General features: G+C 54.1%; 20 protein-coding genes. 2 read left to right on the top strand and 18 right to left on the bottom strand.

The window, feature by feature from the left end; translation table 11 throughout:
- Positions 1–31 precede the first annotated feature (31 nt).
- The 7 genes from K1718_RS11965 to K1718_RS11935 all read right to left on the bottom strand — a co-directional run bounded on the left by K1718_RS11965 (position 32) and on the right by K1718_RS11935 (position 11,868).
- A complete protein-coding gene (locus K1718_RS11965) occupies positions 32–1,183 on the bottom strand; it encodes an ABC transporter substrate-binding protein (protein WP_265684561.1) in 1,152 nt (383 codons plus the stop codon).
- Between the two features lie 270 nt (positions 1,184–1,453).
- On the bottom strand, positions 1,454–2,329 hold the full coding sequence (locus K1718_RS11960) for a glycosyltransferase family 17 protein (RefSeq protein WP_265684560.1): 876 nt from the start codon (positions 2,327–2,329) through the stop codon (positions 1,454–1,456).
- Positions 2,330–2,331: 2 nt separating this feature from the next.
- Entirely contained in the window at positions 2,332–3,381 is a 1,050-nt protein-coding gene (locus K1718_RS11955) for a glycosyltransferase family protein (protein ID WP_265684559.1), read from the bottom strand.
- Positions 3,382–3,494: 113 nt separating this feature from the next.
- A complete protein-coding gene (locus K1718_RS11950) occupies positions 3,495–4,121 on the bottom strand; it encodes a hypothetical protein (protein WP_265684558.1) in 627 nt (208 codons plus the stop codon).
- Positions 4,122–4,146: 25 nt separating this feature from the next.
- Positions 4,147–6,549 carry a mechanosensitive ion channel family protein gene (locus tag K1718_RS11945; protein ID WP_265684557.1) on the bottom strand — a complete coding sequence of 801 codons (2,403 nt, stop codon included), beginning with the start codon at positions 6,547–6,549 and terminating at the stop codon, positions 4,147–4,149.
- A gap of 167 nt (positions 6,550–6,716) precedes the next feature.
- A complete protein-coding gene (locus K1718_RS11940) occupies positions 6,717–7,802 on the bottom strand; it encodes a DUF2336 domain-containing protein (protein WP_152501128.1) in 1,086 nt (361 codons plus the stop codon).
- Positions 7,803–8,346: 544 nt separating this feature from the next.
- Positions 8,347–11,868 (bottom strand): indolepyruvate ferredoxin oxidoreductase family protein, encoded by a 3,522-nt coding sequence (locus tag K1718_RS11935; protein ID WP_265684556.1) that lies wholly within the window; start codon positions 11,866–11,868, stop codon positions 8,347–8,349.
- Between the two features lie 147 nt (positions 11,869–12,015).
- Here K1718_RS11935 and K1718_RS11930 point away from each other — a divergent pair, with 147 nt between their 5' ends.
- Together K1718_RS11930 and K1718_RS11925 are read left to right on the top strand one after the other, a co-directional pair.
- The gene (locus tag K1718_RS11930; protein WP_152501126.1) at positions 12,016–12,495 is read left to right on the top strand and encodes an Lrp/AsnC family transcriptional regulator; all 480 of its coding nucleotides are present in this window, start codon (positions 12,016–12,018) and stop codon (positions 12,493–12,495) included.
- Positions 12,496–12,706: 211 nt separating this feature from the next.
- Positions 12,707–13,195, top strand: coding sequence for a GNAT family N-acetyltransferase (locus K1718_RS11925; RefSeq protein WP_265684691.1), 489 nt, complete (start codon positions 12,707–12,709; stop codon positions 13,193–13,195).
- A 257-nt stretch (positions 13,196–13,452) separates the two neighbouring features.
- On the opposite strand, the gene K1718_RS11920 is transcribed toward K1718_RS11925, so the two are convergent.
- The 11 genes from K1718_RS11920 to K1718_RS11870 form a co-directional block, all read right to left on the bottom strand.
- Positions 13,453–15,300, bottom strand: coding sequence for an ABC transporter ATP-binding protein (locus tag K1718_RS11920; protein ID WP_265684555.1), 1,848 nt, complete (start codon positions 15,298–15,300; stop codon positions 13,453–13,455).
- A gap of 591 nt (positions 15,301–15,891) precedes the next feature.
- Complete coding sequence (locus tag K1718_RS11915; RefSeq protein WP_265684554.1) at positions 15,892–16,914, bottom strand: LacI family DNA-binding transcriptional regulator; 1,023 nt, start codon at positions 16,912–16,914, stop codon at positions 15,892–15,894.
- Complete coding sequence (locus K1718_RS11910) at positions 16,907–18,409, bottom strand: glycerophosphodiester phosphodiesterase (RefSeq protein WP_265684553.1); 1,503 nt, start codon at positions 18,407–18,409, stop codon at positions 16,907–16,909. The genes K1718_RS11915 and K1718_RS11910 overlap by 8 nt, the downstream gene beginning before the upstream one ends.
- Positions 18,406–19,464 (bottom strand): ABC transporter ATP-binding protein, encoded by a 1,059-nt coding sequence (locus tag K1718_RS11905; protein WP_265684552.1) that lies wholly within the window; start codon positions 19,462–19,464, stop codon positions 18,406–18,408. Before K1718_RS11905 ends, K1718_RS11910 begins: the two co-directional genes overlap by 4 nt.
- Entirely contained in the window at positions 19,464–20,294 is an 831-nt protein-coding gene (locus K1718_RS11900) for a carbohydrate ABC transporter permease (RefSeq protein ID WP_265684551.1), read from the bottom strand. The genes K1718_RS11905 and K1718_RS11900 overlap by 1 nt, the downstream gene beginning before the upstream one ends.
- A 5-nt stretch (positions 20,295–20,299) precedes the next feature.
- On the bottom strand, positions 20,300–21,601 hold the full coding sequence (locus K1718_RS11895; protein ID WP_265684550.1) for a carbohydrate ABC transporter permease: 1,302 nt from the start codon (positions 21,599–21,601) through the stop codon (positions 20,300–20,302).
- Between the two features lie 68 nt (positions 21,602–21,669).
- Entirely contained in the window at positions 21,670–23,037 is a 1,368-nt protein-coding gene (locus tag K1718_RS11890; protein ID WP_265684549.1) for an ABC transporter substrate-binding protein, read from the bottom strand.
- A gap of 248 nt (positions 23,038–23,285) precedes the next feature.
- The gene (locus tag K1718_RS11885; RefSeq protein ID WP_152501117.1) at positions 23,286–23,564 is read right to left on the bottom strand and encodes a PepSY domain-containing protein; all 279 of its coding nucleotides are present in this window, start codon (positions 23,562–23,564) and stop codon (positions 23,286–23,288) included.
- A gap of 126 nt (positions 23,565–23,690) precedes the next feature.
- Positions 23,691–24,209: a helix-turn-helix transcriptional regulator gene (locus K1718_RS11880; RefSeq protein WP_265684548.1), complete on the bottom strand. Its 519-nt coding sequence runs from the start codon at positions 24,207–24,209 to the stop codon at positions 23,691–23,693.
- A 185-nt stretch (positions 24,210–24,394) separates the two neighbouring features.
- Entirely contained in the window at positions 24,395–24,697 is a 303-nt protein-coding gene (locus K1718_RS11875) for a PepSY domain-containing protein (protein WP_265684547.1), read from the bottom strand.
- Positions 24,698–24,900: 203 nt separating this feature from the next.
- Positions 24,901–26,169, bottom strand: a complete 1,269-nt coding sequence (locus tag K1718_RS11870) for an NAD(P)/FAD-dependent oxidoreductase (RefSeq protein ID WP_265684546.1) — start codon at positions 26,167–26,169, stop codon at positions 24,901–24,903.
- Positions 26,170–26,183 lie beyond the last annotated feature (14 nt).

Here is a 26,183-nt window from a genome sequence, read left to right as displayed (position 1 = left end):
TTCACCGCAGAGCCCGAGGACCTTTAAGGTCCTAGTTTTTGAGAGAAATCCAGAACTGGCCTGACAGGTCATACGGCAGGAACCGGTCGTGCAATTCCTTGAATGTCGCCTCAGGGTCCAGGTCTTCAAAGTCTTCCGGGTGCAGCCACTTGGCCAGAACCTGAATCGCAATGAAATGGTAAGGCGAGTTGTAGAACTGGTGATAGACCGAATGGAATCGGCCCTCTTTCACCGCGCGCAAATCGGCAAAGCCAGGGCGGGCCGCAAGCGCTGCAAGCCGGTCGCTGTTGACTTCCGGATCACCTTCGTAACCGAGCAGCGTTGAGGTGACTTCCGGTTTCGCTTCTTTCCAGTTCGCACCGGTCCCGAAAACTACATCCGGATCAGCTTCGATGATCCCTTCCAGGTTCAGTTCAACCGAATAGGCATTTGCGAGCGTTGAAGCATAGTTCTTACCCCCGGCGAGTTCCACGAAACGCCCGTAGTTGTAAGGACCAAAGGACCAGCAGCAAAAGTCAGTCTGCCAACCGGCGGCATTTTCAACAACGACCAGGGGCCGATCTTCAGCGGGTATCGTGTCGACGATGTTGGTCACTTTCCGCATCTGTGCGATGTAGAAATCTATGAATTCGGCGGCTTTTTTCTCTTCGCCGAAAATTCGGCCAAGGATCAGCATCGAAGGAATGGCATTTTCCGTCGCATTCCGCCGAAAGTCGATGAAGGCAACCTGAACGCCGGCATTGCCGAGTTTTTCGATCAGACCGGTCTCTTCGGCCTTGAACAGGTTGCCCACGTCGAGAAGCACCAGATCGGTTTCAGCTTCCAGAACTGCTTCAATGCTGAACTCGCCGGCATAAGGATTGCCGAAGTCAATCATGCGCGCGGCGTCTTCAGGGAAGACAGCTTCGTATTTGCGGAAGGCATCCGGGTCGTATTGAACCAGATCGTTTTTCCAGCCAACGATTTTTTCGAAAGGATTGCCATCGATCAGGGGAGCGATCCCGTACATCATCCGGCCTTCGCCAAGTATGATTTTGTCCGGCAATTCAGGGAGGGTGACTTCGCGTCCCGCGATGTCGGTGAACGTCAAGGCTTCAGCTTGTGCATCGGTTGCTGGCGAAAGAAAAAGAACGCTGGCTGCAATAGCTCCAAGGAAGCCGCACATTTGTGTCTTGATAGACATGGCGGTCTCCGTATGGATTGTGTACGGTTTCTGGGTATCTGAAGCTTAGAAGAAAGTCGACTCAAAAAGTCATATTTTTCTCATTTCACACTTGAAACAGAAACGAATGTTACCAGCTATCGCGCCCAACTCGCGTAGATTATTGAAATAATAGAGATAATACTCTCATAGCCAGCTGCACAGGGAAGCATCGCCTTCGCCTTTCGAAGTCACTAAGCAAGATAGAGCGATCAGATAAACGGAATTCGAGTGATCCGGTTCGCGATGACACTAGGTCGTTTCAACCCGGTCAACTGGCGCAAGCATATGATTGAACCGGCCCTCCAGAACACAGCCGGGTAACTCGGTCAAAGGAGTAAGTTCAGTGCCGGTCAGCTCTTGCTCGTAAAGTCTCTGGATGTCGCTGGTGTCGACCGTCTGACCATGGACGACCGAGGCCAGTTTGGTCTGAAATGCTTTCAGCCCGCCCATTGAGGAAAAATGCCAACCTGCATCCTTCATAATTCGCACAGGACGGCTGATGCCCGTCAGGTTGTTGTTGCGCACACGCAGGAATGGCTGGGTCAGAAAATCAGGAACGAAAGCTTTCTTGGTCATCCGCGCCTTGGTTCGACGCAATTGCTGCGGCGTGGTGAAATACTTCTTTTCAATCAACCTCGACCCGAGCAACCAGGTCTTGCCCGGCACGATCCGGTTGAGATGGTGCTTGTGCAGGCTCTGCTCGAAAACCAGCAACCTGTTCTTGAAGAGCTGTTGCTCCAACACCCGTGCCAACACGTCAGAGCGTACAATTTCATCAACATCAGATAGCAGGATAAGATCGTCGCCGGAAAGCTGTTCCAGCGCCCGGGCGATGCAATTGCGTTGAAAGTTTTCACGCTCCCAGTCCTTTTTCCGCCGGTTCTTGTAGACACCAAGTGCCGGTGGAAGTTCTTCAGGAAAAGAGATTTGCAGGTCGATGATCTTATCCGCCCAAGGCGCAAACCGATCCCTGTTCTCGGCGAAATAGTAAGGCTTTTCTCCACCACGCTGAGTCTGGTTTGCTTCCACCAGAACAAAGCAGTCGACGTGTTCACCCATTTCCCGAAGGCGGATTTCGAGAAGATCGAATTCGTTGTGAAAGACGAAGCAGTCAAAAAGTTTCATGTTCAAATGCTCTTCCACAGTCTGAACTTGGCCCGCATCGCCTTTTCCTGAAGGAACCGTTTGGCTTTGAACACCGGATCCAGCGTGAGATCACTCGACGGATATTTTCCGGAAAGAAAAACATCGTCAAAACGTGCCATTACCGGCTCCGGCCGATACTGCTCAACAGATTGCCTCGCCACATCTCCGTCTTCCGCAGACGGTGAAAAGTCAACCAGGAGACGAACCAGCTCACGGCGTGTCCGATAGATCCATTCTTTCCTGGGGCTCATGGCAACATGGTTCTGATCCATGCCCCCTGCCCAGCTGAAGACAGGCTTGCCGAACATCAGAAACTCCGCAATTGCCAACCCAAAGCTCTCGCCGATTTTCTTGGCGTTCAACCCGGCATCACAAGTCGCAATGAAGCGTGCCTTTTCGATAGGTTCGACAATCGGCGGCAGGAAGATCACCCGCGGGTGCTCGATAAAAGCATCGGTGTTCACAAAGAGAAAATGCAAATTGGACCGCTGCTGCAGCGCTTCTCTCACTGCCAGATGTGCAAATTCGAGATTGAACTGATCGAAGCCGCCATACCGGCCAACCACAAAAGCATCACGATCAAGACCCAGCTCAGCTCGCATGTCGCCAGTCGCTTCCGGCAGATCCACAATGTGAGGTACAGACGGCGCCTTGCCGCCCGTCATCCAATCACTCATCCAGTCGGAGACGTAAGCATAAACGTCGCCATGAGGATCGAAGTGACGAAAGACGGCATGAACACCCGACCGCTCCGCGGCTACATTCAGCTGGTCCGTCCTCCCGTCGCGAATGTAATAACAAAAATTCAAGGAATAGGATTCTGTGAAGCGCAACGGATCCTGGTCAATAGGCATTGCAACCAGACGCAGTTCCTTGCTGAATTTTTCAACAACGGCAGGTGCGCTCTTGGCCTCACTATGGAAGACAACCGCTTCATGGCCGAGACACTTCTGAACCCCGCGAGCATAATCAAAAAGTGCCACACTCATGCCGCGCTCGTTGAGGGCGCCCGCCTGAAATCCAATTTGCATACCGTTTCCAAGACAATTCGAGTGCGGGACCGATATCGGATTTCAGCTACAAGGTCCATGTGCCAGATACTGAAATCGGCAGCCATATGGCGTTGTCGCGCACGAGCTGCTTCTTACTGGATTGAAAACGGCAGCTGAACCTTGGCCGAGCCACCACCATTTTCATCATTCACGGTCAAAACCAGCACATAGTCTCCCGCTGGTGCGCCGCTGACATTCAGTGTCAGATTGGCCATGTACTCCGAGTTCGGCACATGGCTCTTGAAGTCGAATTTGCCAAACCCTTTTTGACCGGCAAGCACTTTTCCGTCCTGTGACGTCAGGTCGAAGTCGACTGTCAAAAGAGAGGTGTAAAACCCGTCAACGGCTTTCCAGTCAAATCCTATCGGTTCCAGGTAGACCAGCAACGTTTCGCCAACGGGAAAACTGTTGTCAGGTCTCGGCGTAAAAATGCCATAACCGTCCGCAGGCGCCGTGACGAAGGTCGCAGTCGGGATCGACAAAGGGGCCTGTTTCCAGACTTCGAAAATCGCCTCACGCATCAGCGCGACCGCTTCTGCTCCTTTGTCCTCGCTCAAGGCAGCCTCGGCTTGCGCAGCCTTGTCCTGAACAGGCCCGGCAAAGGCAAAGCCCGTCGATGCAAAAAGCAATGTTGTGTAAACCAGCGCTCGTATCAGCATGTTTTCCCCGATCCTGGAACCCGCAAGCTGAAGCATAGCATTGCTATCGCGCTTCAGCACGCGTGTTCAGTCCAAGGAGCCGTTGCTAGAGCTGATCCTCCGCCCCCTGGCCATCCTCTCCGGCTACCAGGTCGTCAAAAGTGGTGTGGGCAGCGCCGCCCGCAAGCGCGGCCTGCGCCGCCGCCTTGGCAGTTTCGGGCGAAATCTGTCCGTTTTCTTCTTCGCCTGAACCGGCGACACGAACCGTGACCTGACGATGCGCGAATTTGATACCGTTTTGCTCGAACAGGTCCCTGAGCCCGGCATAGACGACCTTGCGAAGTTCGAACTGCTTGCCGGGTTTGGTGGTGAATTTCACACGCGCGATCATCGCGGAATCTTCCATGGATAGGATGCCTTGCGACTTCAGCGGCGCCAGGAACATCGGACCGTAATACTCGTCGTCCAGAAGTTCCTTGCCGAAGTTCTTGATGATCTTGCGCATCTTGTCGACATCGGTGTCATAGGTAACCCGAAATGCAAGCTTCATCACGGCCCAGTCGCGCGAGAAGTTTTCCACCTGCTGGATTTCACCAAAGGGAACCGTCGTCAGCGCACCACGGTGGTGACGAAGCTGCATCGAGCGGATCGAGATCTTTTCAACCACACCTTTGGCACTGCCGATATCAATGTATTCGCCTTTCCGGAACGCGTCGTCGATCAGGTAGAACGCACCTGAGAATATGTCCCGGATCAGGGTCTGAGCGCCAAAGCCAATGGCAAGACCGACAACACCGGCACCTGCAAAGAGCGGCGCGATGTTTACACCGAGTTCCGCCAACACCACCATGGCCGCAATCACCACGATTGTAATCAGCAGGAAGTTGCGGAAGATCGGCAACAGTGTCGCGATCCGGCTTTCTCCCGCGCCGCCGACTTCAGCTTCCTCATCCTTGTCTGCAGGGGACTCCTTGGCGATCTGACGGTCTATGACGATCTTGACAGCTTCGTAAGCCATGTAGCCGAGGAACATCACGAGCAGGACCTCAACGAAAGATCCGATCAGCGAGCCGCTGCCGGCAAGAGGCACACCCCACATGTTGGCCAGAAGATCCAAAGAGCCGAACAGCACCAGGATTGCTGCACCACGGTCGAAAAGGTTCCGGAACGGGGTGCGCAGTGCTTCGCGTTCCGCCGCTTCAGCCCTCGCCTGAGCCAGCGCGCTTTCCGGATCATCTTCGGTGCCTTCGCTTTCCTCAGCGCGCTTGATGTCTTCCGCAATCTTGGCCTGCGCGTCCGCTGTATCAAGGCGGGGCAACAACAGTCGATCAATGATCAGGATCAGGATGCCGAAGGCAATGGCTGCAAGCAGCAGCACCTGAAGCGGGGCTCCTACAAGGCCCGTCGCATCCGGCAGGTCCAGCAGAATTCGAACGGCCGAGATTGCCCAAGCCACGATGAAATAGAATATCGCGACATAGTGCCAGACATTCCCCAGAACCCGCCGCCACAAGGACGTTGTGCTTTCATCCTCGCCTCGGATCAGTCTGCCAATGACCTTGCGGTACACAAGCGCAATCCCGATAAGGATGATCATTGAAAGTGCCGAGGCCCCGATCAGTGCGATCTTGTGCGCATCTTCATTCAGCCCGAGCCGCTCCATCCAGAGACAGAAGGCAACGGCCGTAAGCGAAACACCTGAACCGATCAGGAGCAAACGGTAAAGGCCCCCGGCTTCCTTGTCGGACAGCGCCAACAATCGATGGCTGGCCGCGTCCGGAACCAAAAGGTTGAGCCAGATTATCTTGAGGGCCATAAAGACGGAAATGACACCGAAGGCCACCATTGCCGTTTCATTAGCGGATTCAAGTCCGCTGCCTATTGCCAGGAACACCATGGCTGCGACAGCAAAAAACAGCACGACACCGACGATCATCAGTATGGCACGCAGATAGAGGTAGATGATCTTGTCGGACCGGGAATAGACATCGGCCCGGTACATGCCCGCAAATTGTCTGCGGCCCCAACGCGCAAGCAGAAAGGACGCCGCTTGCCCCAGTACAACCGCGATAACAATGTCAATCAGGGCAACCGGGATCCAGCTCAAACCCTGGCCTTCGCCTTCTGCCCGCAAGGTAGCCAACATCGTCTGATGAATGACCGGGATCTCACCAAGGATCGTCTTGAATACATCACGTGCCGCGACCGCTTCATCGGCAAACTCGTCGATGTTGGCCAGAACACCCTCGCCTTCGCTATGCTCGGCCGCTTCGCGCGCGGCAGCAGCATCGGTGGCCTCTGTGCCGTCTTCCGACGTCTCTGCCGTGTCAGCGTCCTTTGACGCGGACATGGAAGAAATGACACCGGTGATGCCTTGGGCGTGCGAAGCTGAAACGCCGAGACTGCCGGCAAAACCCATTGTCAGGATCGCAGCCAGAACGAAAACGGCCAACGTTAGAGGATGTCTTTTCAAGTTGAATTGAAAAGACGGATGGGAAAAAGAACGCATTTCAGCCCCGTAACGATTCATAAAAGTAAACAGCCCCTGTTAAGCACGGTTCCGTGATTAATAAAAGAAACCAAGTGTAACAAGTTGTTCCCGCAGCAATAGATAAGGGCCCGGTTCCAAGGAACCGGGCCCTCCAGTGCTGTCAAGGTACTGGATATATCTACGCTTCAGTGCAGGACGTTCAAATTCCAATGCGCCATCTTGCGTTTGGCTTCTGCAATGGTCATCCGCTCGAACAGAGACATTGCATCGCTGCGCGATTCAGGTGTCAGGCGGTGCCGCCATGGACCAATGCTTAAAAGCGAACTTATGGTGATAGAGGAAAATCCAGAGGCTTTGGCCAGGATCACGAAGGGCTCAGGATCGGGACGCACCATCCAGTGACTGACTTCCTCAACGCCGCACCTGACCAGCCAGGCGAATGTCGCCACCACTTCGGCAAACCGGTCTTCTGAGGCAAACCGGCGCAAGGCCGCCTCGTTGACCATGCCGCGTTTTGCCAGCATCAGCACACGGCTGCGAGCGGTTTCGAAATCATAGCGTCCAAGCCAATACTGGTTGGACATACGCTGTGCGGCAATATCTGCGGCTTCGTCCAGACGCTCAGCATCCTTACCCCGGCCGGCCGCATTCAGCTTTTTTCTGACTTCCTCACTGGCCACCGAAATCAGGTTGGAGATATGGTTTTCAGCAAGGTCCGCGCGCTCGCTCAGAGACAATTGCAATGTCGCGTCCGAAGTCGCATCGCTGATCAGTGCATTGATGGCCGCATTTGAAAGGCTTGCCCCATCGTTGCTGGCAACCTTCCGCTTGACCTTCAAGTCCCCTTTTTCCACCAGTACATCTGTAAGAGACTCTGTCAGAACTTCTCTTTGCGCCATGGCAAAAAGGTGCGCGTTGCCACGTTTCTCAGCGATCTTGATCAGATCGGTGTCGCGCAGGACCGTAGATCTCACCAGAATGGGTTCGGCAACTTCAATGTCATCATCTGCAAGGCGGCGGATCGTTTCCTCCGGACCGCGCCTCAGGCTTGACATCTGCTCAGCGACGTATCGCCGAACCTCGGACTCCACCATGTCAACCAGGCGCAACAGCACCGAGTCATAGATATCGACCTGCTCGTCGGAACAGCGGTCCGACGTCAATGCGAACAAGGTCGCAACGTGCCGCGCCAGCTCCGCTCGACGGGCGCTGCCAGCTTCACCAGTCAGCTCCGAAAAGTTCACCAGTTCTGTTTTCAACGCTTCTGTCATACTTCGATACCAATTCTCAAATTTTTGCCGATTTGGCGTTGGTAGCGAAGATGACGTCGAGATTTAAAGAAGTGCAAAACACACATTTCGAGAATGTAATTGTCTTTTTGTAAAACCTTGCACGAATTCAATTTAGATTTTACGGAACGCCTGTAAATCACTGAGAAAAATGAACTTACCCATTTCAACTTGCCCAAAATCCGGAAAATCAAGGCATAAAAATAGTCGAAAAATACTGCGAAAAAAATGAGACCGACTTGGGATTTTACGCAATTCAGGGTTCAGGGCCGCCTGATGATTTAACCCACACGTGAAGAAGCCATTCGCTCCAAAGCAGCTGGCACCAGAGCAAAGCCTTCTCGCCCGCACGACCGCTCGGGGCACAAACAAATTGATCGACTGGGGCTTGGGATTGCAGGCAACCGCACGCGTTCGAGCGGGGGATTGCCAGCAGGCTATCGCTGAACGGTTGTTCCCAAGCTCAAACCTTCACCGCCTGAAACCGGCGCGGCGCGTCAGTCTCACAATCGGCCTCAACATCCAATTATTCTGCAGCGGCCATAAATTCTTTGACGTTGTCGGCCTTGTCGCTGCCGCCATCTCCGGATTTATTCAGCTGTTCCAGCAATTGCTGACGCTTTTCAGTGGCCTTTTGGAAGTTTGCTTCCTTCACCGCTCCGAATCCACGAACAAGGTCAGGGACACGGGCGATTTCCACCAAAAGCCCGTAATTGCCGTCCGGCAACTTGTTCAGGATGTCTGCGATATCCTTTTCATATTGTGCGATCAAAGCACGCTCGGCGCGGCGTTCGTGCGTACGGCCAAACGGATCATACCACTTGCCACGCATGGCCTTGAATTTGGCAAGCACCCCGAAAACACCAAAAACCCATGGACCAAAAGCGATCTTTTCCGGCCTGCCGGTCTTGGGGTCCTTGCGGTGCGCCAGAAATGGCGGTGCCAGATGAACCTTCAGTTTCTTCGGGTTTTCAAAACGCTGCGCAATCTTGTCCTTGAAAGCCGGATCGGAATAAAGACGCGCGACTTCATACTCGTCCTTGTAGGCCATCACCTTGTAAAGCAGGTCGGCAATTGTCTGGGACAGGCGCAGGGTGCCGGGGCCATGGGCTTCATCAGCTGTCTTTACCTTGTCCATCAATGCCAGGTAATGCGCTGCATATGCGCTGTCCTGATAGGCCGTCAGCTCCGCCGCATTGAACGCGATCTTCTCGTCCAGGGTGAACTGCCTTGGCTTGTGCTCAGATGGCAGTGCTTTCAAAAGCTGCTCCGCATCAGCAGCCAGCACACGCCCTGCCCGGAAAGCCTTGATGTTGTTGGCAACGGCCGCCCCGTTCAATTCCAGGGCCGTTTCCAGCGCATAGTCCGAAATCGGCAAGGCACCGCTCTGATAGGCCATTCCGACAAGAAGCATGTTGGCGTAGATGGCATCGCCCAGCAGCTTCTCGGCCACATCTGCAGCATTCAGCGGGAGATACTTTCCGGACGCTTCGCGCAGCGCAGTATCCATGCGCTGTTCGTCGAACGAAAGCGTCTGTTTCAAAACGAATTCTGCTGTCGGCGCGACCTTGGTATTTGCAACCGTCAGGGTCTGGCCGCGATGTGCCAGTGCAAGCTGATCTGCATTGGTCGCAACCACCATGTCGCTTGCAACCAGAAGGTCCAGGCTCGCAGCAGGAACACGGGGCCCTTCAATGGATCTGTCGCTGGCAGCAAAACGAACATGAGATGTCACCGGCCCACCCTTTTGGGCAAGCCCCGTCATATCAAGTGTCGAGGCTTGTTTGCCATCGACATGCGCTGCCATGGCAAGCACTGCGCTGATCGTCGTTACGCCCATGCCGCCAATGCCGGCAACGAGAGTGTTGTGAGTGCGCTCCAGTGAAGCAAGCTCTGGCTGCGGGAGAGTATTCACCAGGGCATCGATATCGACATCTGCCTTTTTGGGCTTTTTCAGCGCAGCCCCGTCAACTTCCACAAAGGAAGGACAAAATCCTTTAATGCAGGAGAAATCCTTGTTGCAACTTGACTGGTTGATGACCCTCTTTTCGCCGAACGGCGTTGCCAGTGGCTCCACCGACAGGCAGTTCGACTGGACGGAGCAATCGCCACAGCCTTCACAGACACGGTCATTGATGAAAAGGCGCTTGTCCGGATCCGGAAACTGACCACGCTTGCGCCTGCGGCGTTTCTCAGCAGCGCAAGTCTGATCATAAACAATCACGGACACGCCCGGAAAAGTCTGCAGCTCTTCCTGAACATCCATAAGCTCGTCCCGATGGTGCACCTTCGTACCCGGGGCAATTGGTGTCCAGGAGCCATAGTTCTCCGGATTTTCCGAAACCACCGCGATCCGCTCGACGCCTTCCGCTTCAAGCTGGCGCGTAATCTGCGGCACGGTCAACTGACCGTCGACCTTCTGACCACCCGTCATGGCGACAGCGTCATTATAAAGGATCTTGTAGGTAATCGGCACATTCGAGGCGAGTGCCTGGCGGATAGCCAGAATGCCGGAGTGGAAATAGGTACCGTCACCCACATTGGCAAAGACATGGCTATCGCCTGAGAAGGGTTGCTGACCGACCCATAGAACGCCCTCACCGCCCATTGCGATCTGGCCTTCCGTTGTCCGACCGGCCATCTCCGTCATCGCGTGACATCCAATGCCTGGCAACGACCGGGACCCTTCAGGTGTTTTGGTGGATGTTGAGTGCGGGCAGCCGGAACAAAAATATGGGATACGGGCCGCTCGCTCCGCATGGCCTTGTGCCCACATGGCCTGGCGGGTCATCCGGCTGGCAACGGCGCGCATTTCTTCGCTGACAACATCGCCGGGTAACCACTTCATCAAGCCTTCGATGAGCTCTGCAACGGACAGCTCCAGAACATCAGACAAGAAGGGCGACCCGTCAGGACGTCGCTTGCCCCAGATCTCCGGACGGCTCATTTCCGGCCAGTGATAGGAAATTTCCTTGATCTGGCTTTCCATAAAGGCGCGCTTGTGTTCGATGATCAACAGCCGTTCCGCACCGCGCGCAAATTCTCTGAGACCAAGAGGTTCAAGCGGCCAGGTCATCGCAACCTTGTAGACCGCAAGCCCCATCGACTTTGCCATTGCTTCGGTTATGCCCATCAGATCCAGTGCCTGAAGCAGATCCCGATAGGCTTTACCGGAGGCGACAATTCCAAGTTTCACCTGACGGGTGCTGCCGAAGGTGATCCTGTCGAGGCCATTTGTGCGAACGTAGTTCTGGGCGGCCGGGATCCTGAGATCGCGCACCAGGCGTTCTGTTTCAAGCCGGTTGCCAAGCATCAGGTCGCGGTTCTGGCGATAGTCCTTCCGTGGATCGCCGTCGAGCGGGCGCACCAGTCTCAGCCGTTCCGAAGAAACGTTGATCGTCGCAGACGCATCCATTGTGTCAGCAACGCAGATCAGTGCAGTCCACAGGCTGGTGAAGCGTGACATTTCCAGCCCGTGAAGACCGTAGTCGAGAACGTCCTGGATATCGGCCGGATTGAGAACGGGAATTTCTGCATGTTCAAAATAGAACTCGCTTTGCGCGGGCAGAATGGAAGACTTTGCCAGATGATCGTCTCCGGCCAGCGCAAGCACACCACCATTCCTGTCCGTACCGGACGCGTTGGCCTGACGCAGAACGTCTCCTGCCCTGTCCACACCTGGGGCCTTGCCGTACCAGATCCCGAACACACCGTCATAATCGGTCGCACGCCCGACGCCACCTTCACCGCGCAGTTTCTGGCTGCCCCAGACAGCCGTCGCGCCAAGCTCCTCATTCACACCGGGCTTAAAAACGACATCTGAAGATTTGAGGTGGCGGTCGGCCCGCATCAATTCGGTGTCGTAGCCCGCCAGCGGCGACCCACGATACCCGGAAATGAAGCCGCCGGTTTTCATACCGGCCTGTTGATCAAGACGTGCACGATCAAGTGCCAATCGGACGAGCGCCTGTATGCCGGTCAGATACACCCGACCTTGCGTCGCGACGTATTTGTCCTCGAGCGTCACGGTTGGCATATGCACATTCATCCAGTTTCCTCCTAACCAACAGTATGGGGGCTAGCCTCTCCCCGGCAACCTCATCTGCAGATAAATATCATCCTTTTCTCGGGCAATTTCTGTGCTATCGTCACGGTCAATCACCCCGGGGCAGCATAAAAATTCCTAAAATGGCCGATGACTGACAAATATCTTCTCGACCCGTCCGACATTCGTGTTCTTCGTGTCCTGCAGAGGGACGCCTCACTCTCCATTGCGGAAGTCGCAAAGGAATCGGGCATGAGCCAGACCCCATGCTGGCGACGGATCAAACGCCTCAAGGAACAGGGCATAATCCGTCAGATAACTGCGATTATTGACCGGGAATCGGTTGGCCTCAACTTTGTCGCCTACTCCTTCGTCAAACTTGCGGTGCCAAGCCGGGAAAACATGGAAACTTTCGACAAGCTGGTGCACCACTGGCCGGAAGTTGTCACCTGCGAGCGCATCACAGGCGCAGTTGACTACCTGATCAAGGTCGTGACCGATGACATCAAAACCTACGATAATTTTCTGCGATTGAAATTGTTGGACAACACTCTGGTTTCGGATGTGCAGTCCCGCATTGTGGTCAACACGGTAAAAGACACCGTTGCATTGCCTCTACGCGAAAACTGACCGCGAAAAGTGGTACGGTATTGTCTCTACCCACGAAGAGAGACACCTGCGCCACAACATACCGAAAACCTTCGGCACTACTGATCTTGGATTGGTTGTCGAACTGAAGGCAACCCCTTGGTTTTGATCTGTGAGCGCCAGGCGGGCTGTTCCACGTTATGGTCAGCTTCTAACCTTAATCATCTTCCGCAGGATCTGTTATTCTGGCCCGATGAATGCGGCCAATCCCTACAGTTTTAAAAAAGTAACGTTAGATGACCTCGCCTTGCTGAAAGCATGGCGTTCAGTGCCTCATGTCCTCGAATGGTGGGACGCTGGTGAAGGCTACAACGAAGCGGACCTCGCTGATCCAAGGGTGGCACGCTGGATCGTTTCAATCGCAGAGCACCCCTTTGCCTTTATGCAGGACTACACGGTACACGGGTGGGACACGCACCATTTCGCCGGTCTTCCAAAGGGGTCGCGTGGGATCGACCAGTTTATCGGTGATCCGGATATGATCGGTGTTGGTCATGGCCAAGGATTTATCAGCGCACGCATGCAAATGCTTTTTGACGCCGGAGCACCCGTGATCGCGACCGATCCGCACCCTGACAACAAGAGAGCAATCGCTGTTTACAAGAAACTCGGGTTCGAAGCTGCCGGACCACCTCAGGAAACCCGGTGGGGCCTGATATTGCCAATGCTAGCGAAAACCTGACCCGAAGCTGGTCTGTACCGGATTGACTGTGTCGTGGCCACAGGACCCGATAGCAACGTGTGATTGGTGTCCGGGTGAAATCACAAAATAGCAAAAGCGAATGGGAAAGGACACGAAGAACCCCTGCCCAGGTTTCGGTCAGCGAGCTGGTGGAAAGCCATAGGTCATCTGACAGAAGCTACGCCCATCTCGTGAAGATCTGGTCACCTTCACGAGATGTATAAGCTCCAGGTCAGACCCCTGATCTGCGACAGGCCTTATGCCACAGCAGCAGGGTCCAGGAAGCCGCCGGACTGTCTGTTCCAGAGCTGGGCATAGACCCCGCCCCTTTCCAGCAGCGACTTGTGCGAGCCCTCTTCGATGATCCGGCCCTGATCCATGATGATCAGCCGATCCATCGCCGCAATCGTCGACAGGCGGTGGGCAATGGCAATCACCGTCTTGCCTTTCATGAGATCAAACAGGCTTTCCTGAATAGCAGCCTCGACCTCGGAATCGAGTGCCGACGTCGCCTCATCCAGAACCAGTATCGGGGCATCCTTCAGAAGTACCCGGGCGATGGCAATCCGCTGACGCTGGCCACCTGACAGTTTGACACCCCGCTCGCCGACATGCGCGTCAAGCCCGCGCCGTCCTCCAAGGTCCTGGAGGTCGGGTATGAAGGACATGGCATGCGCTTTTTGTGCGGCCTGCAAGGCTTGCTCCCGGCTCGCGCCGGACCGGCCATAGACGATGTTGTCGAGGACCGAACGGTGCAACAACGATGTGTCCTGGGTCACCATGCCAATCTGGGCCCGGAGGCTGTCCTGAGTAACCGCACCGATGTCTTGATCATCGATCAGAATACGCCCACCCTCAAGGTCATAAAAGCGCAACAACAGATTGACCAGGGTCGATTTTCCGGCACCGGACCGTCCGACCAGACCCACTTTCTCACCGGGTTCAATTTGCAGTGACAGGTCCTCAATAACCCCTTTGTCCTTTCCATAGTGGAACCGGATGCCTTCAAAGGCGATCTTGCCCTTGGAAACCGTCAATGGCTGAGCGCCCTTTCGATCCACCAGCGTGTGAGGCTTGGAAATCGTATCCATGCCTTCCTGAACCGTTCCGACATTTTCAAAGATGTCGGTAGTGATCCACATGATCCAGGCAGACATGTTGACGATGCGCACCGACAGCGTGATGGCCAGTGTCAGCGACCCGACAGAGACGAGACCATTCTGCCAGAGGCCAATACCTAGCGCACTCAACGAAGCAATGAACACGCCGTTGACGATCCAAAGCAGAGTGACCATTTGCGTCAGTGGCCGAAGGATGTCGTAAAACTTCCTTGTATGATCCTCCAGCGCATCACGCGTATAGGCTTCCTCTTTGCGGCCAGCTGCAAACAGTTTGACAGTCAGGATGTTGGTATAGCTGTCGACGATCCGCCCGGTCAGGCTGGAGCGTGCTTCCGACATGATGGCCGAACGCTCCTTGATCTGCGGCACGAAATACACCAGCAGCGCCACATAAATGACAATCCAGCCGACAAGCGGCAGGATCAGCCAGGCATCGACGCCCGCAAACAGGTAAATTGCTGCGGTGACATAGATCAGCACGAACCAGATCGCATCGATCAGTGACACGACGGAGCCGCGCAAAGAGGGTCCGGTCTGGATGATCTTGTTCGCAATCCGCCCGGCAAAGTCGTTGTTGAAGTAGGACAGTGACTGTCCCAGAACGTGTTTGTGGGTCTGCCAGCGAACGAGGTTGGTCATCGCAGGCTCGATGATCTGGAACTTGATCATCGTGTGACCCGCCCCAAACAACGGACGCAACAGCACAACCACCACCAGCATCCAGATCAGTTCAGAACCGTGCTCGGTGAGAAGTTGATCGGGACTGGTTGTGTTCAGATAGTCAATGATCCGCCCCAGATAGTCGAAAAGGGCCACCTCGATGATCGAAACGACGAAACCAAACGCCATGAGCCAGACCAGCGGTTTCCAGATCTGGCGGACAAAATGCCAGTAAAACGCGCTCAGATCGGAAGGCGGCGGCGTTCCGTCATGATGCTTGAAGGGAGAGACGATATTTTCAAGATAAGAGAAGACCGTATTCATCGGTCCGCGCTCCATTGCAAGTTCGAGATTTTTGAAAAAATCGTACCGACACGGAGACGCTCTTCAGAGTTTCGGGTCGCGGGCGGTACGGATGAATTGCTGATACCGACACGGGAACCGAACTTGGTCTGTGTGTCGGTCTATTTTGGACCGAGTAGACGCATTCTGACCTCTTGAACTCTGATTGCTCTGTTTCACGATTGTGCCCGCACACGCGCTGGTGCGCACACGATGCAACGGAGCTACCCTAGCGGCTGCCTTCGACAGTTCAAGTTGAAAATGGCGTTCGAAGCCTCAGGCTTCTATACACGTGTGAATTGCGCCACACTCACGAAACAACACTAAACTGTACCGCCTTCAGACTTGCCAGATATTGCTTTTGCGCAGTCTCGCATGCTTCAAACAGCGGCTTCGCCCTGTCCAAACAGAATCACCAAAAGCACTCAATGCTCACGCGTTCATGCCGATTTTGACAAATCAGAAGAACTGAAGAAGCTTTGCCTCTCCAAAGGCAACACCCGCCCCCTGCCCATAGCTACCAACACTGTAAGCGCTAACTTATGTGTGATGCGGTGCAGCTTCAGGTACACACTAGGAGATTGGAATTGTAGTACCGCGTTGAACGAGCGACACGCTCTGGGAAATCACCTGTGGTGGCGCATCAGGATTTTCCATCCGCGTCAAAAGCAGGTCCAACGCGACGTCACTGAGTTCAGCCCGACTTTGATGGAATGTTGTCAGCTCATATGATTTCCAGGCAGCTTGTGGAATATCGTCATATCCGACAATCTGCAGGTTTTCGGGAATCTTGAGGTCATGTTTCAAGCGAAGCCCATCTAGCACTCCAAGCGCTAGATAGTCTGCAGTGCAGAATACGCCGTCAATCTCACTGGAGTGTTCAAAGACAAAACTCGAGGCCTCCAAACCACCTTGATAGGTCTGTGTGCCCCGGGCAATTCGCACAACCGGAATACCGCTTGAATTTGCCGCTCGCTCAAAGGAAAGCGCACGTCCGATGACCGAGTAAGACGATTTTTCAGGCGTCACCACCGCAAGGCTCTTGCAGCCGCAATTGACAAGATGTTCATAAGCCAGTCTGCCACCGGTTTCGAAATCCGTTAGAACGCGATCCACAGGAGCGCCTGGATCGCGTTTGTTAACGACAACCAAGGGAACACCATTGTCCAAACACTCCTGACATATTGATTGCGAAGGTGTGTCGGATGTCACGATCACACCAGCGACACTATATTGAAGCAGCGATCCGATCAGATCGGCGACATCGGTTCCAGGGTCGCCACGCAGGAGAATGGGCCGGAAGCCCCGCCGCAGAAGCCCTTTGGAGAGCAGATCGATTTGTTCAGCACGGAAAGGATTGTCGAGATCGGACGCGACAAGACCGACTAGGTCCGATTTTTGTTTATGCAGGGACCTCGCGAGCACATTGACGCGATAACCGAGCGTTGTTGCAGCTTGGATCACCTTCTTGCGCGTCTCTTCAGAGACACTGGCACCATCCGTAAAGGCGCGGGAAACCGCAGAGCGGGACACTCCGGCCAATTTAGCAACATCAAATGAGTTGACCTGTCTTTTAGGGCCAACCGGATCAGACATGTTCCTGGTCTTTCTGGTTGTGGGTCATTAGACGGCGGACCAAAAACGGGTCGTCTACATTCAGCATGTCAGGTTTGAGGCTCAAGAGCCTCGCTATTACGTCCGCCTCTGATCCATGATGTGCAATCATCACCTTCTTGCCACGCTTCTGTACAGTCTCAATCTCCTTCCCATTTGCGTTTCGAGCATTGAATTCGATCACGTCTGCATCAAAGCCCGATAGGCATTCAATGAGTGTTGGAAAGTCCTCGCGGCGCGCCATCAAACGTGCTTCGGGTATGTCGGAGCATAAAACCTCAAGCCAGTCCTGATTGAACGACCAAAAGAAAACACGATCTGCGGGCAATCGTGCGAGAACCGTTTTAGCTGTTTTGACTGGATCTGCGTCCTTCAGTTCCACATAAAGGCCCCCGTCGTGAAGGCCTGCGAGATCAAGGATCTGGTCGAGCTCGGGAATTTTGTCGGCACAATAAAATGCGTCGAACCAGGACCCGGCACTCAGGTGTGCGATGTCTGCAAAATACTTGTCTTTCAAATATCCAATGCCGGACGTGGTTCGTTCAAGACTTGCATCATGAAGCACCATCAGGTGCCCATCGGCTGTTTCCCTAACATCAATCTCGACATACTCAAATCCGGCAGCCCAGGCTGCACGGGCGGATGAAAGTGTATTTTCAGGCGCAATTTTGTTAGCGCCGCGATGACAGACAATTTCCGGAGTAAATGGCCCTTTTTTTGGGACGCAAAACACCATTTCCGGTTGATTAGTGCAAATCCCGAGAACCGGTAAATCGATGAGCGCCTTCATGACACTTCTACGCTCTTCATGCCAGGTTACTACGGCCAGGTTCCGCAGTTTGGCTTCTTCGAAGAAAACATCGTCAAGAAGCTGGTCCGGTCGATCTCCGGCACTTTCCCAACACGGGTGAACAATGTCTGCGCCACAGGCGTCAACAAGTGCGAAAGGGTCTTGACCGACCTGAACAAGAAGCGAGACGGGATAAGGGCAATCTGTTTCGATCAGGTGTCGAGCGAAAGATACGGTGTTCGCGCCCACAATCACGCGATCATTTTTTGATGCGAGTAGCATTTCAATGGCAACTTTAGCCGCATCCGAGTCCTTCGCATCAAGATAAATTCCGGCACCACAAACACTAGCCAGTTCAACAACCGCGGAAAACCTTGACACTTCACGATGGCTCTTTGCCGCGAGTTCTTGAAGCGTGTCAGCAGTCAGTTCGCTGACGCGCCGCGCATTTCCATCGTCGTCGCGAAATGTTTCATCGTGAAAGGCAATAGGTACACGGTCTGAAGTCAGCCGAATATCGACTTCCCACATCTGAGCGCCCAGCTCATGTGCGAGTTGAAACGCTTTTAACGTATTGTCGAAAGCGTAGGCACTGGCTCCTCTATGGGCAATCGAGAGTGGTGTGGACCTCTGGTCGTGGATCCAGCTTTTCTTGACGCGGGTCAGCGATATCTCATTTTGCGTCAAAGACGTTCACCACTCGGCCCAAAGGCAAGAATGTGCTCTCGCGAGATGCCCCAGGTAACTTCGTCTCCGAGCTTTATATCCCCGCCGCGGGATTGAATGGATCTCAGGATGGCCCCGTTTGCGAGGGTAACATCGAAAAGATCTTCACGCCCTTGGGTTTCTACGAAACTCACCTTACCGGTGACCTTCAAATCATTTTGCGGCTGGAAGAACTCCGGCCTGATACCGAGGCGAAGTTGCGTTCCGTCGGAAGGAGCTGTGATATTAGAGGGAAGAGGTAATCCGACTTCGGAGTTTGCAAGCCGGATTTCTCCGTCTTTCGCGATGCCATCCAGAAACGCAATCGGCGGATTGCCGAGGAATCCGGCCACAAAATCGGAAGCCGGGTTGTCATACATTTCCTTCGGCTTGCACACTTGGACAATGTCGCCCTTATTCATCAGCGCGATCCGGTCGCACATGGACATCGCTTCGACCTGATCGTGTGTGACCAAAACTGCAGTTATTCCGGTTTGTTGCTGTATACGGCGAATTTCTGACCGCATTTCCAGACGCAACTTGGCATCCAGATTCGCAAGGGGTTCATCCAAGAGGAGAATGTCCGGCTTCCTCACCAATGCACGAGCAAGGGCCACACGTTGTTGTTGGCCGCCGGAAAGCTGGGAGGGCTTGCGTTGCAGCAATTCCTCGATATGCACAAGGGCGGCGATTTCACGGACCTTCCGTTCAATCTCGGTTCGCGGTTCTTTGCGAACTTTTAGCGGAAAGGCGATGTTCGCATGAACGTCCATATGCGGATAAAGCGCATAGTTCTGAAAGACGACGCCAACGTTCCGCTCTTGAGGTGGCCGCTTGGAAACATCCTTGTCACCGAACTGCAGTCGGCCGGCATTCATTCGATGGATACCGCAGATCGAGAACAACGTTGTCGACTTACCGCAACCGGATGGACCTAAGAGCGCCAGCATCTCACCGCTTTCAATTTCAAGGGACATGTCCTTGATGACGGTCGTGTCGCCGAATGTCTTCGTGAAATTTTTGATCGAGATACGCATCAGCCCTTCGTGCCTCCGCCATAGATGTTCATGAGTTTATTTTGGAAAATCAGATAGATGATCACCACCGGCAGGGCATAAAACAGACCAACCGCGGAGATGAGATTGAAGTCGGAATTTGCGTTGGTATCGAGCAACAACGTGGCTAGATAAGTGGAAAGAACCTGCGCTTCAGTGCCCGGATTGAGCACCATCGGCAGCACAAATTCGGACCAGCCCGACAAAAACGAGAATATCAGGATGGCCATCAAACCCGGTTGAACTTGAGGCAGGATGAGTTTCCACCAGACTGTGAAGCGGCTCGCGCCGTCCTGCACACCTGCCATTTCGATCTCCCACGGTACGGTGTCGTAGAAGCCTTTCATGACCCAGATACCGAAGGGAAGTTCCAGTGCAGTCTTGACGATGATGACACCGATCAATGTGTTGTAGAGCCCGAGGATCTGCAGAATCAGGAAGATTGCAATGATCAGAGTGACTGTTGGAAAGGCGTGCAACACAATCAGACTTCCGAGGAAAAAGCCTCGTGCCGGAAAACTCAGCCTTGAAAGCGCATAACCGGCCATCACTGAAATTGCGGTTACAATGGCTGCAGTACTTGCAGCAAAGATGAACGTGTTCAGTGTGACCCCGTAAATCCCCCAACTTCCGTCATCCAAATCAGTCCACAAGAACCGGAAATGGTTCAGTGTGAACGCATTTGGAACAAGCGTGCCTGGGACTTTGGTGGTGAACGTGTCCACAACCAGAAAGGTCAACATGATCAGAAGAGGTAGTGAGAAGATGAAAAGGACCAATAGAACCGGCCAATTTCTGAAATTGTGTTTCATGGCCGTTACCCTTCAATTCGAGGCTTCGTGAGCAAATTTTTGAAGTTGAATAGCCGCAGATAGAACAGGCTGGCCAACACGCCTATTATCACCAGAAGGAGCGCATAGGTTGCACCCAGGCCGTATTGCAGATTGCCGCCATAGTTGTTGAGTGCCGTATGGAAAGCAGCGAGTGCCCAGACTTCCGTCGATCCACCAGGGCCGCCATCCGTAGAGAGGTAGATATATTCAAACGAGGTCAGCAGCGACATTGTCTGGTAGGATGTGATGAACAGGATCGGCCAGCGCAATTGCGGCAGGATGATGTGCCAAACCTGTTGCCATCGGCTCGCACCATCAACCTCGGACGCATAGAGCATTGAGGTAGGGATTGCCCGTATTGCAGAAGAAAAGACAATCATCCCCATGGATGCGCCGACGAATCCATTGATCAAGACGACAGTCACCCAAGCGTGGTACTCAGTATCCAGCATCCAGTTCTTCGACGGATAACCGAATCCGGAGAGAACCGTCGAGACAAAGCCTGTGTCCCAGGTGAACCAGCGCCACAGAACAATGTAAAGCACCGGCGGCAGAATGCGTGGCAGAAACCAGATTGCCCGGAATGTGGTTGCCTGTGCCGCAGGAAGATAAAAGGTTGTGACAGCCAGAAACAGGCCGAAGATTACATTAAACGCAAGCGTGAATGTGACATAGATGCCGGTGTTCTTGGCATATTGCCATGTCGAATCGAGCGAAAGCAGCAAATCGAAATTTGCGGTTGTCCAAGTCCAACCCGTATAAGCAATTTCGGTAATGAGCGGCCTATCTGATTTCGGAATACCCGCTTCATTCAACGCTGTTTCAAAGGCTTCTCGCGATTGATACCGTTGATTGAGTATTGAGCGCTTAAACAGATCGGCCGCGGCTTTGCGGTCTCTTGTTTTTCGGATGGGATTGCTGTTGAGGTCTTTCAGCGCCCGCTCTACGTCGCGGCGTTTGGTGAAAACTTCACCCGCATGGTTTTTCGACAGTTCTTCGGCAACGTCCTGACCGTGGGCTCCGGCAAGAGCTGCGAGCCCCTTCTCGTCGATCCGGTATCCCGCGCTTTCAATCTGGTTGCGTGTCACCTCCGGCAGACCTGCATCAACCAACGCTCGAAGGCTGCTGGCGTTCAGGACGTAGCTTCCTCCCTTCACGCCTGTGGCCGTACTCATGTTGGTGAAAGCAAATATGCCCGTAAGGACAACCGGTACCAAAAAAAACAATAGAACGACTATCAAGGCTGGCGACAAAAACGCCAGACCAAGCCAGCTCGAGCGTTGCATGAATTACACTCCTTAGAGATCGAAAGGGACAGTGGCTGCCCCTTTCATCCCTTCCCGTTCAGTCAGGACTATCGAATGATCAATTCATCGCCGAGTGTGGCCTTCATCTGAACTTCGACTTCCTCAACAGCTTCCGCTGGAGATTTTGTACCGGTCCATGCCGCCTCAAGACCCTTGAACAACGCTTCGGAGTAAGCACCGTAATTCACATGGTTCGGCTGCGCATTTGCATGACCAAGGAGACGTTTGGTTGCCTCATCTGCCCAACGATTGTTGGCATAGAGTTCGATGTTGGATTGCTGCTTGGCAATGCCGAGATGGTTCGACTGAATGGCATGCAGGGAATTGATGCGCGGCTCGGAAGCAATTTTCACAAGGTTCGCCGAGATTTCTTCCACATCATCATTCGTGTTGTCGGTAATCAGGTAAACCAACGGATGTGTGATGGTGTTTGGGCGACCGATTTCGTTACCTGCCGGTATGAGTGAAAACTCTATTGTGTTCCAGAAATCCTGGTTTCCTTCCTGTGCATAGCGCCCAAAGTGCCAGGTGCCGCCATGCCAAGTCGCTGCCTTGCCGTTGGCAACCTCCTTGTACCATTGTCCCCAATCGGTGCCGAGATGGTTTTTACGGGTCACATCAGCTGCAACTGCATCAGCGAAGAATTGGTAGAATTCTTCCATGGCTTTCTTGTCTAAGACCAGTTTGCCTGTCTCTTCATCAATCAGCTCGCCGCCAAAGGACTGATAGAACTGCGCATAGTCCGGGCCGTTGGAAGGACGCGGATAGAAGCCATAGCCCTTTTCGACAACTTCCATGTCGACGGCCTTTTTGGCGTCTTCCAGGATGTTTTGAAGAGTGTATTCGCCGGATTCGACCTTCGCTGGCAGCGCCGCGATCTCTTCGTCGCTGTAACCTATCTTCTTCATGGTCTCTTTCCAGAAAAAGAAGGGCCGGCTTTCTGCATCCTGCGGCAAGCCCCACTGAACATCGTCAAACGCTGCGATTTCCAGGAGGTTTGGGTAGATGTCGTTCAACGGCCACGCATCGAGGTCAAGGTATTCCTCAACCGGTACGATATAGCCAGCTTCAGACCAGGGAGCGATATCAAGGTGGGACGTGACGACGATGTTTGGAGCCGTGCCCGCTTCTGCTGCAAGAGTGACGGCCTGTTTGAATTCCTGCCAGTTGCCGAACTGTCCCTTGGACTCAACGGTGATGTTGAGTTCTTCCCCTTCGATCGCCGCTTCCCGCTCCAGAATGTCTGCAGCCATCTCGATGGCTTCCCAGCGATATGCATCACTGTCATTGGACCCGCCAGCCCAAACAGTTATCGTAACGTCTTTCGCAACGGCTGCGCCCGATAGAGCTGTGGCCGCAAGTGTGAGTACAGCAGCCGCAGTGGACTGGCGCAGTTTTGAAACAAGAATAGTCATCTGAGTCTCGCCTGAAACCTTGGAGCTGCCATTGTCCGGGCTTGCTCCGTGTTGAACTTGCACACGTGTGCAAAGCGCAATCTAGTGAGCTCAAGTAACGACTGTATGACAATATTCGACTTTGAAATTGGAGACCGAGAACCTTATCGTTTTAGAGGTTAGGAAAGACATGCCCGAGGCACGGCAGCAGCGCTCAAGGGCCGCGCAAAACAACACACTACGCTCGCGCGCCCCCCAGCTCAGCTCCCTCAGTCGTCATCTTCAACGCGGGTCACCAGTCCTGACTTTGGATCGATCTTCATTTCAAGCCGGTCACCTTCCAGCGTGACTTCTGCCTTGATGCGGTCGTCCTTGACTTCGATTTCCCGGATTTCGTAGCCGTTGATCTCCAGGCTTTTGGCGATGTCGGAAACTGAAAGACCGATCTTGTCACCCTGGCGGATGTCGGCCAGCGCAGCATTGCTCATGCAAATAGCCGCAGCGGATGCCAGAACGCCCATTTTCAGTGTGGGATTTGCGATGTTCATTTCGTCGCTCCGTTTGTCAATTGGCCCCGGACCTTCGGGATTGACAGACGAAATGGGAACTGGGCTGGAAATACCTAATTAAACTTCGGTCATGAAGGGTCCCGATCCGCTCGATCCACCCATCGACTAAGCCGACGCTTTCTCCGGAACGAGTGCGCCGTGAAGCAATTCATCGATGAAGAGCGACAAAAGCTGCGGCCGGCCACTCACGCCTGCCTTACGGTAGATGGCATTGCATTGCGCTTTGACGGTTCCTTCCGCTGTTTTGCGCATGGAGGCAATTTCAGCAATCGAAAACCCTTTCAGTGCAAACAGCGCCACATCACATTCTGACGGCGTCAGACCCCACGTTTCAAAATGTTCTTCCATCAGGTTGGCAAATGCACCGGAGGCGGCTTTGATCTGCTGTTCCAGTCTTTTTTGGCGTGTCATGGCTTTTCTGATCTCAAATCCGGACGCGACCAGGCCTGCAACGAGAGCGGCAATGACCAAGTTTTCCAGAAGGTCGTTTTCAATCAACCCACCTGGCGTCTCCCCCCAGAGGAAGTCTGCAGCTTCTTCGATGACCAGATAAACAACGCAAAGCGACTGTAGCCCGAACAGCATCCAGGGCCAGGCGGTTTTCCAACTGGTGAAAGGCGGCATTCAGTTCCTCACAAGGTTCCCGGTCAGAGCGGCGAGCAGATCTCCGACCAGTGTCCTAAGGTGCGCGCTATGCCCCGTCAAACCGGCAGAGACATGTTTCCTCAGTAGTTGAAACAGAGAAAATGCAAGCGAGCCCCGGCCGACCGGTGGGTTGGTCGAGCCGACCGGGGCAGGCGCAGGATTGATCAGTCCTCGTCTTCGTCTTTGTCAGCCTCGTCCAGTTCCATTTCCAGAATGAGGCCCGACTCACCGTCAACAACAACTTCGATCTCCTGGCCGTCTCTTGAGACCTCGGCTTCAACTTCACCGTTTTCGATCTCTATTTCTTCAACGACGTATCCCTCGTCCGTTAGGGCCGCGCGTATGTCCTCTTCTGTCGTTCCGACCTTGTCTCCAACGGTGACGGCGGCAAAAGCGCCGCCTGCAGGCAGTGCAAAGCTGGCGGTGACGATGACAGCGAATAGGACGGATTTTGAATACCGGGACATGATGCAAGTTCCTTTGATTGAAGAAAGAAAGGGTCTGATTGGATCGGGGTAAAGCAACCGACGCTGTGCCCGTCGGCTGGCCCTGATCTGGCCTCGGAAGCGTCTCAACACCATTGCTCAAAGGCTTATAAACCGGCCTATCAACCAAGGTTTATGGCTTTGCTGCGCAGGATTAGGATTGGTTTAATGGCAAGAAATTGGGCTTATTCGGCAAATCTGCTTGCGGAAAGTCCAGATGGATCCAGAAAAGGTGTCTTGCCCACGATCATGTAGGCCAGAAGCCGCCCGGTAACGGGACCAAGGGTAAAGCCGTCATGTGCGTGGCCGAAATTGAGCCACAGACCCGGTGTGTGTGGAGACGCGCCGACAATCGGCAGGGAGTCAGGCAAGCACGGCCTGCTTCCAAGCCAGGGCTTTTCCAGAAGCTCCTTGCCCAGCGGAACAAGTTCTTCGGCGCGCCGTCTGGCGCGTTTTATGATAGCCGGGTTGGCCGGTGCATCCCGCGGCGCCAGCTCAACCCCTGTTGTCAAACGAATGCCATTGTCCGTCGGTGTCAGGGCAAATCCGTTTTCAACGTCCACCACCGGTCTGGATAGGCCTGCTCCATGCGCAGGCCGGTAGTGCATGTGATAGCCGCGTTTTGCCACCAGTGGATAGTCTTCACCAAGCTGGCTGAGGACATCCTGGGACCAAGCACCAAGGGCAACAACGACGTTTGCCGTCGATATCATTCCCCGTTCAACCTCCAGATTCCAGGCACCGCTTTGGCGCTTGAGAGCTCTCGCGTCTCCTCTAAAATACCTTCCGCCTTCATGCACGAAGCCACGCCAGAAAGCATCGAGAACAGCGCCCGGACTGGACACGGAACAACTGTCCGTCCAATGCAGACCTCTAAGGCCATGTGCCTTTAGACCCGGCTCAAGAGCTGCCATGTCCCCGGATGCAAGTTCATCAAAGGCGACGCCGAAGACACGCGCATAGTGGCGTTCGTTTTCGCTTTTCTGGAACGAAGCATCGCTTCTGAACAGATGCAGCCAACCGCTATGCCGGTAAAACCGGTCGGCATTGGTCGTCGCCGCGATATCAAGATGTTCCTGAACCGCGAGCGCTCTCAGCGGCGCCATGACCCGCGAATAGATTTCCATGCCCCGTCCACTGCTGGCCAGCCGATAGCGGTGCAGCCAGGGCGCCAGTCGGATCAAGGTGGCCGGGTCATAGGATATAGCTGTCGATTGTCCGAAAAGGATCGACAGCAGCTGCAGTGCCCTGTTCGGTATGGCGTGAGGCACGAACCCATTGCATTGCACGATGCCGGCATTGCCGAAGGACGCTTCTTCACCCGGATGCCGCCGATCGATCAAGGCAACGTCGAGACCAAGTCGTCTCAAATGCAGTGCTGTCGAGACACCGACGATCCCGGCGCCAAGTACAACGACATCAAAGGTCTGGAGTTGTCCTGCCTGCTTTGTCATTTTTGTCCCGGCCA

This window comes from Roseibium porphyridii, assembly GCF_026191725.2.
In the GTDB taxonomy this organism is placed as follows: Bacteria; Pseudomonadota; Alphaproteobacteria; order Rhizobiales; family Stappiaceae; genus Roseibium; species Roseibium porphyridii.
The sequence above is the reverse complement of the archived record's forward strand: the minus strand, read 5'-3'. Positions and strand labels throughout refer to the sequence as shown.

What these genes read in the sequence shown, in the direction of transcription:
- K1718_RS11965 (WP_265684561.1), bottom strand. Translation starts at nt 1,183, where the DNA reads ATGTCTATCAAGACACAAATGTGCGGCTTCCTTGGAGCTATTGCAGCC.
- K1718_RS11960 (WP_265684560.1), bottom strand. Translation starts at nt 2,329, where the DNA reads ATGAAACTTTTTGACTGCTTCGTCTTTCACAACGAATTCGATCTTCTC.
- K1718_RS11955 (WP_265684559.1), bottom strand. Translation starts at nt 3,381, where the DNA reads ATGCAAATTGGATTTCAGGCGGGCGCCCTCAACGAGCGCGGCATGAGT.
- K1718_RS11945 (WP_265684557.1), bottom strand. Translation starts at nt 6,549, where the DNA reads ATGCGTTCTTTTTCCCATCCGTCTTTTCAATTCAACTTGAAAAGACAT.
- K1718_RS11940 (WP_152501128.1), bottom strand. Translation starts at nt 7,802, where the DNA reads ATGACAGAAGCGTTGAAAACAGAACTGGTGAACTTTTCGGAGCTGACT.
- K1718_RS11935 (WP_265684556.1), bottom strand. Translation starts at nt 11,868, where the DNA reads ATGAATGTGCATATGCCAACCGTGACGCTCGAGGACAAATACGTCGCG.
- K1718_RS11930 (WP_152501126.1), top strand. Translation starts at nt 12,016, where the DNA reads ATGACTGACAAATATCTTCTCGACCCGTCCGACATTCGTGTTCTTCGT.
- K1718_RS11925 (WP_265684691.1), top strand. Translation starts at nt 12,707, where the DNA reads ATGAATGCGGCCAATCCCTACAGTTTTAAAAAAGTAACGTTAGATGAC.
- K1718_RS11920 (WP_265684555.1), bottom strand. Translation starts at nt 15,300, where the DNA reads ATGAATACGGTCTTCTCTTATCTTGAAAATATCGTCTCTCCCTTCAAG.
- K1718_RS11915 (WP_265684554.1), bottom strand. Translation starts at nt 16,914, where the DNA reads ATGTCTGATCCGGTTGGCCCTAAAAGACAGGTCAACTCATTTGATGTT.
- K1718_RS11905 (WP_265684552.1), bottom strand. Translation starts at nt 19,464, where the DNA reads ATGCGTATCTCGATCAAAAATTTCACGAAGACATTCGGCGACACGACC.
- K1718_RS11900 (WP_265684551.1), bottom strand. Translation starts at nt 20,294, where the DNA reads ATGAAACACAATTTCAGAAATTGGCCGGTTCTATTGGTCCTTTTCATC.
- K1718_RS11895 (WP_265684550.1), bottom strand. Translation starts at nt 21,601, where the DNA reads ATGCAACGCTCGAGCTGGCTTGGTCTGGCGTTTTTGTCGCCAGCCTTG.
- K1718_RS11890 (WP_265684549.1), bottom strand. Translation starts at nt 23,037, where the DNA reads ATGACTATTCTTGTTTCAAAACTGCGCCAGTCCACTGCGGCTGCTGTA.
- K1718_RS11885 (WP_152501117.1), bottom strand. Translation starts at nt 23,564, where the DNA reads ATGAACATCGCAAATCCCACACTGAAAATGGGCGTTCTGGCATCCGCT.
- K1718_RS11880 (WP_265684548.1), bottom strand. Translation starts at nt 24,209, where the DNA reads ATGCCGCCTTTCACCAGTTGGAAAACCGCCTGGCCCTGGATGCTGTTC.
- K1718_RS11875 (WP_265684547.1), bottom strand. Translation starts at nt 24,697, where the DNA reads ATGTCCCGGTATTCAAAATCCGTCCTATTCGCTGTCATCGTCACCGCC.
- K1718_RS11870 (WP_265684546.1), bottom strand. Translation starts at nt 26,169, where the DNA reads ATGACAAAGCAGGCAGGACAACTCCAGACCTTTGATGTCGTTGTACTT.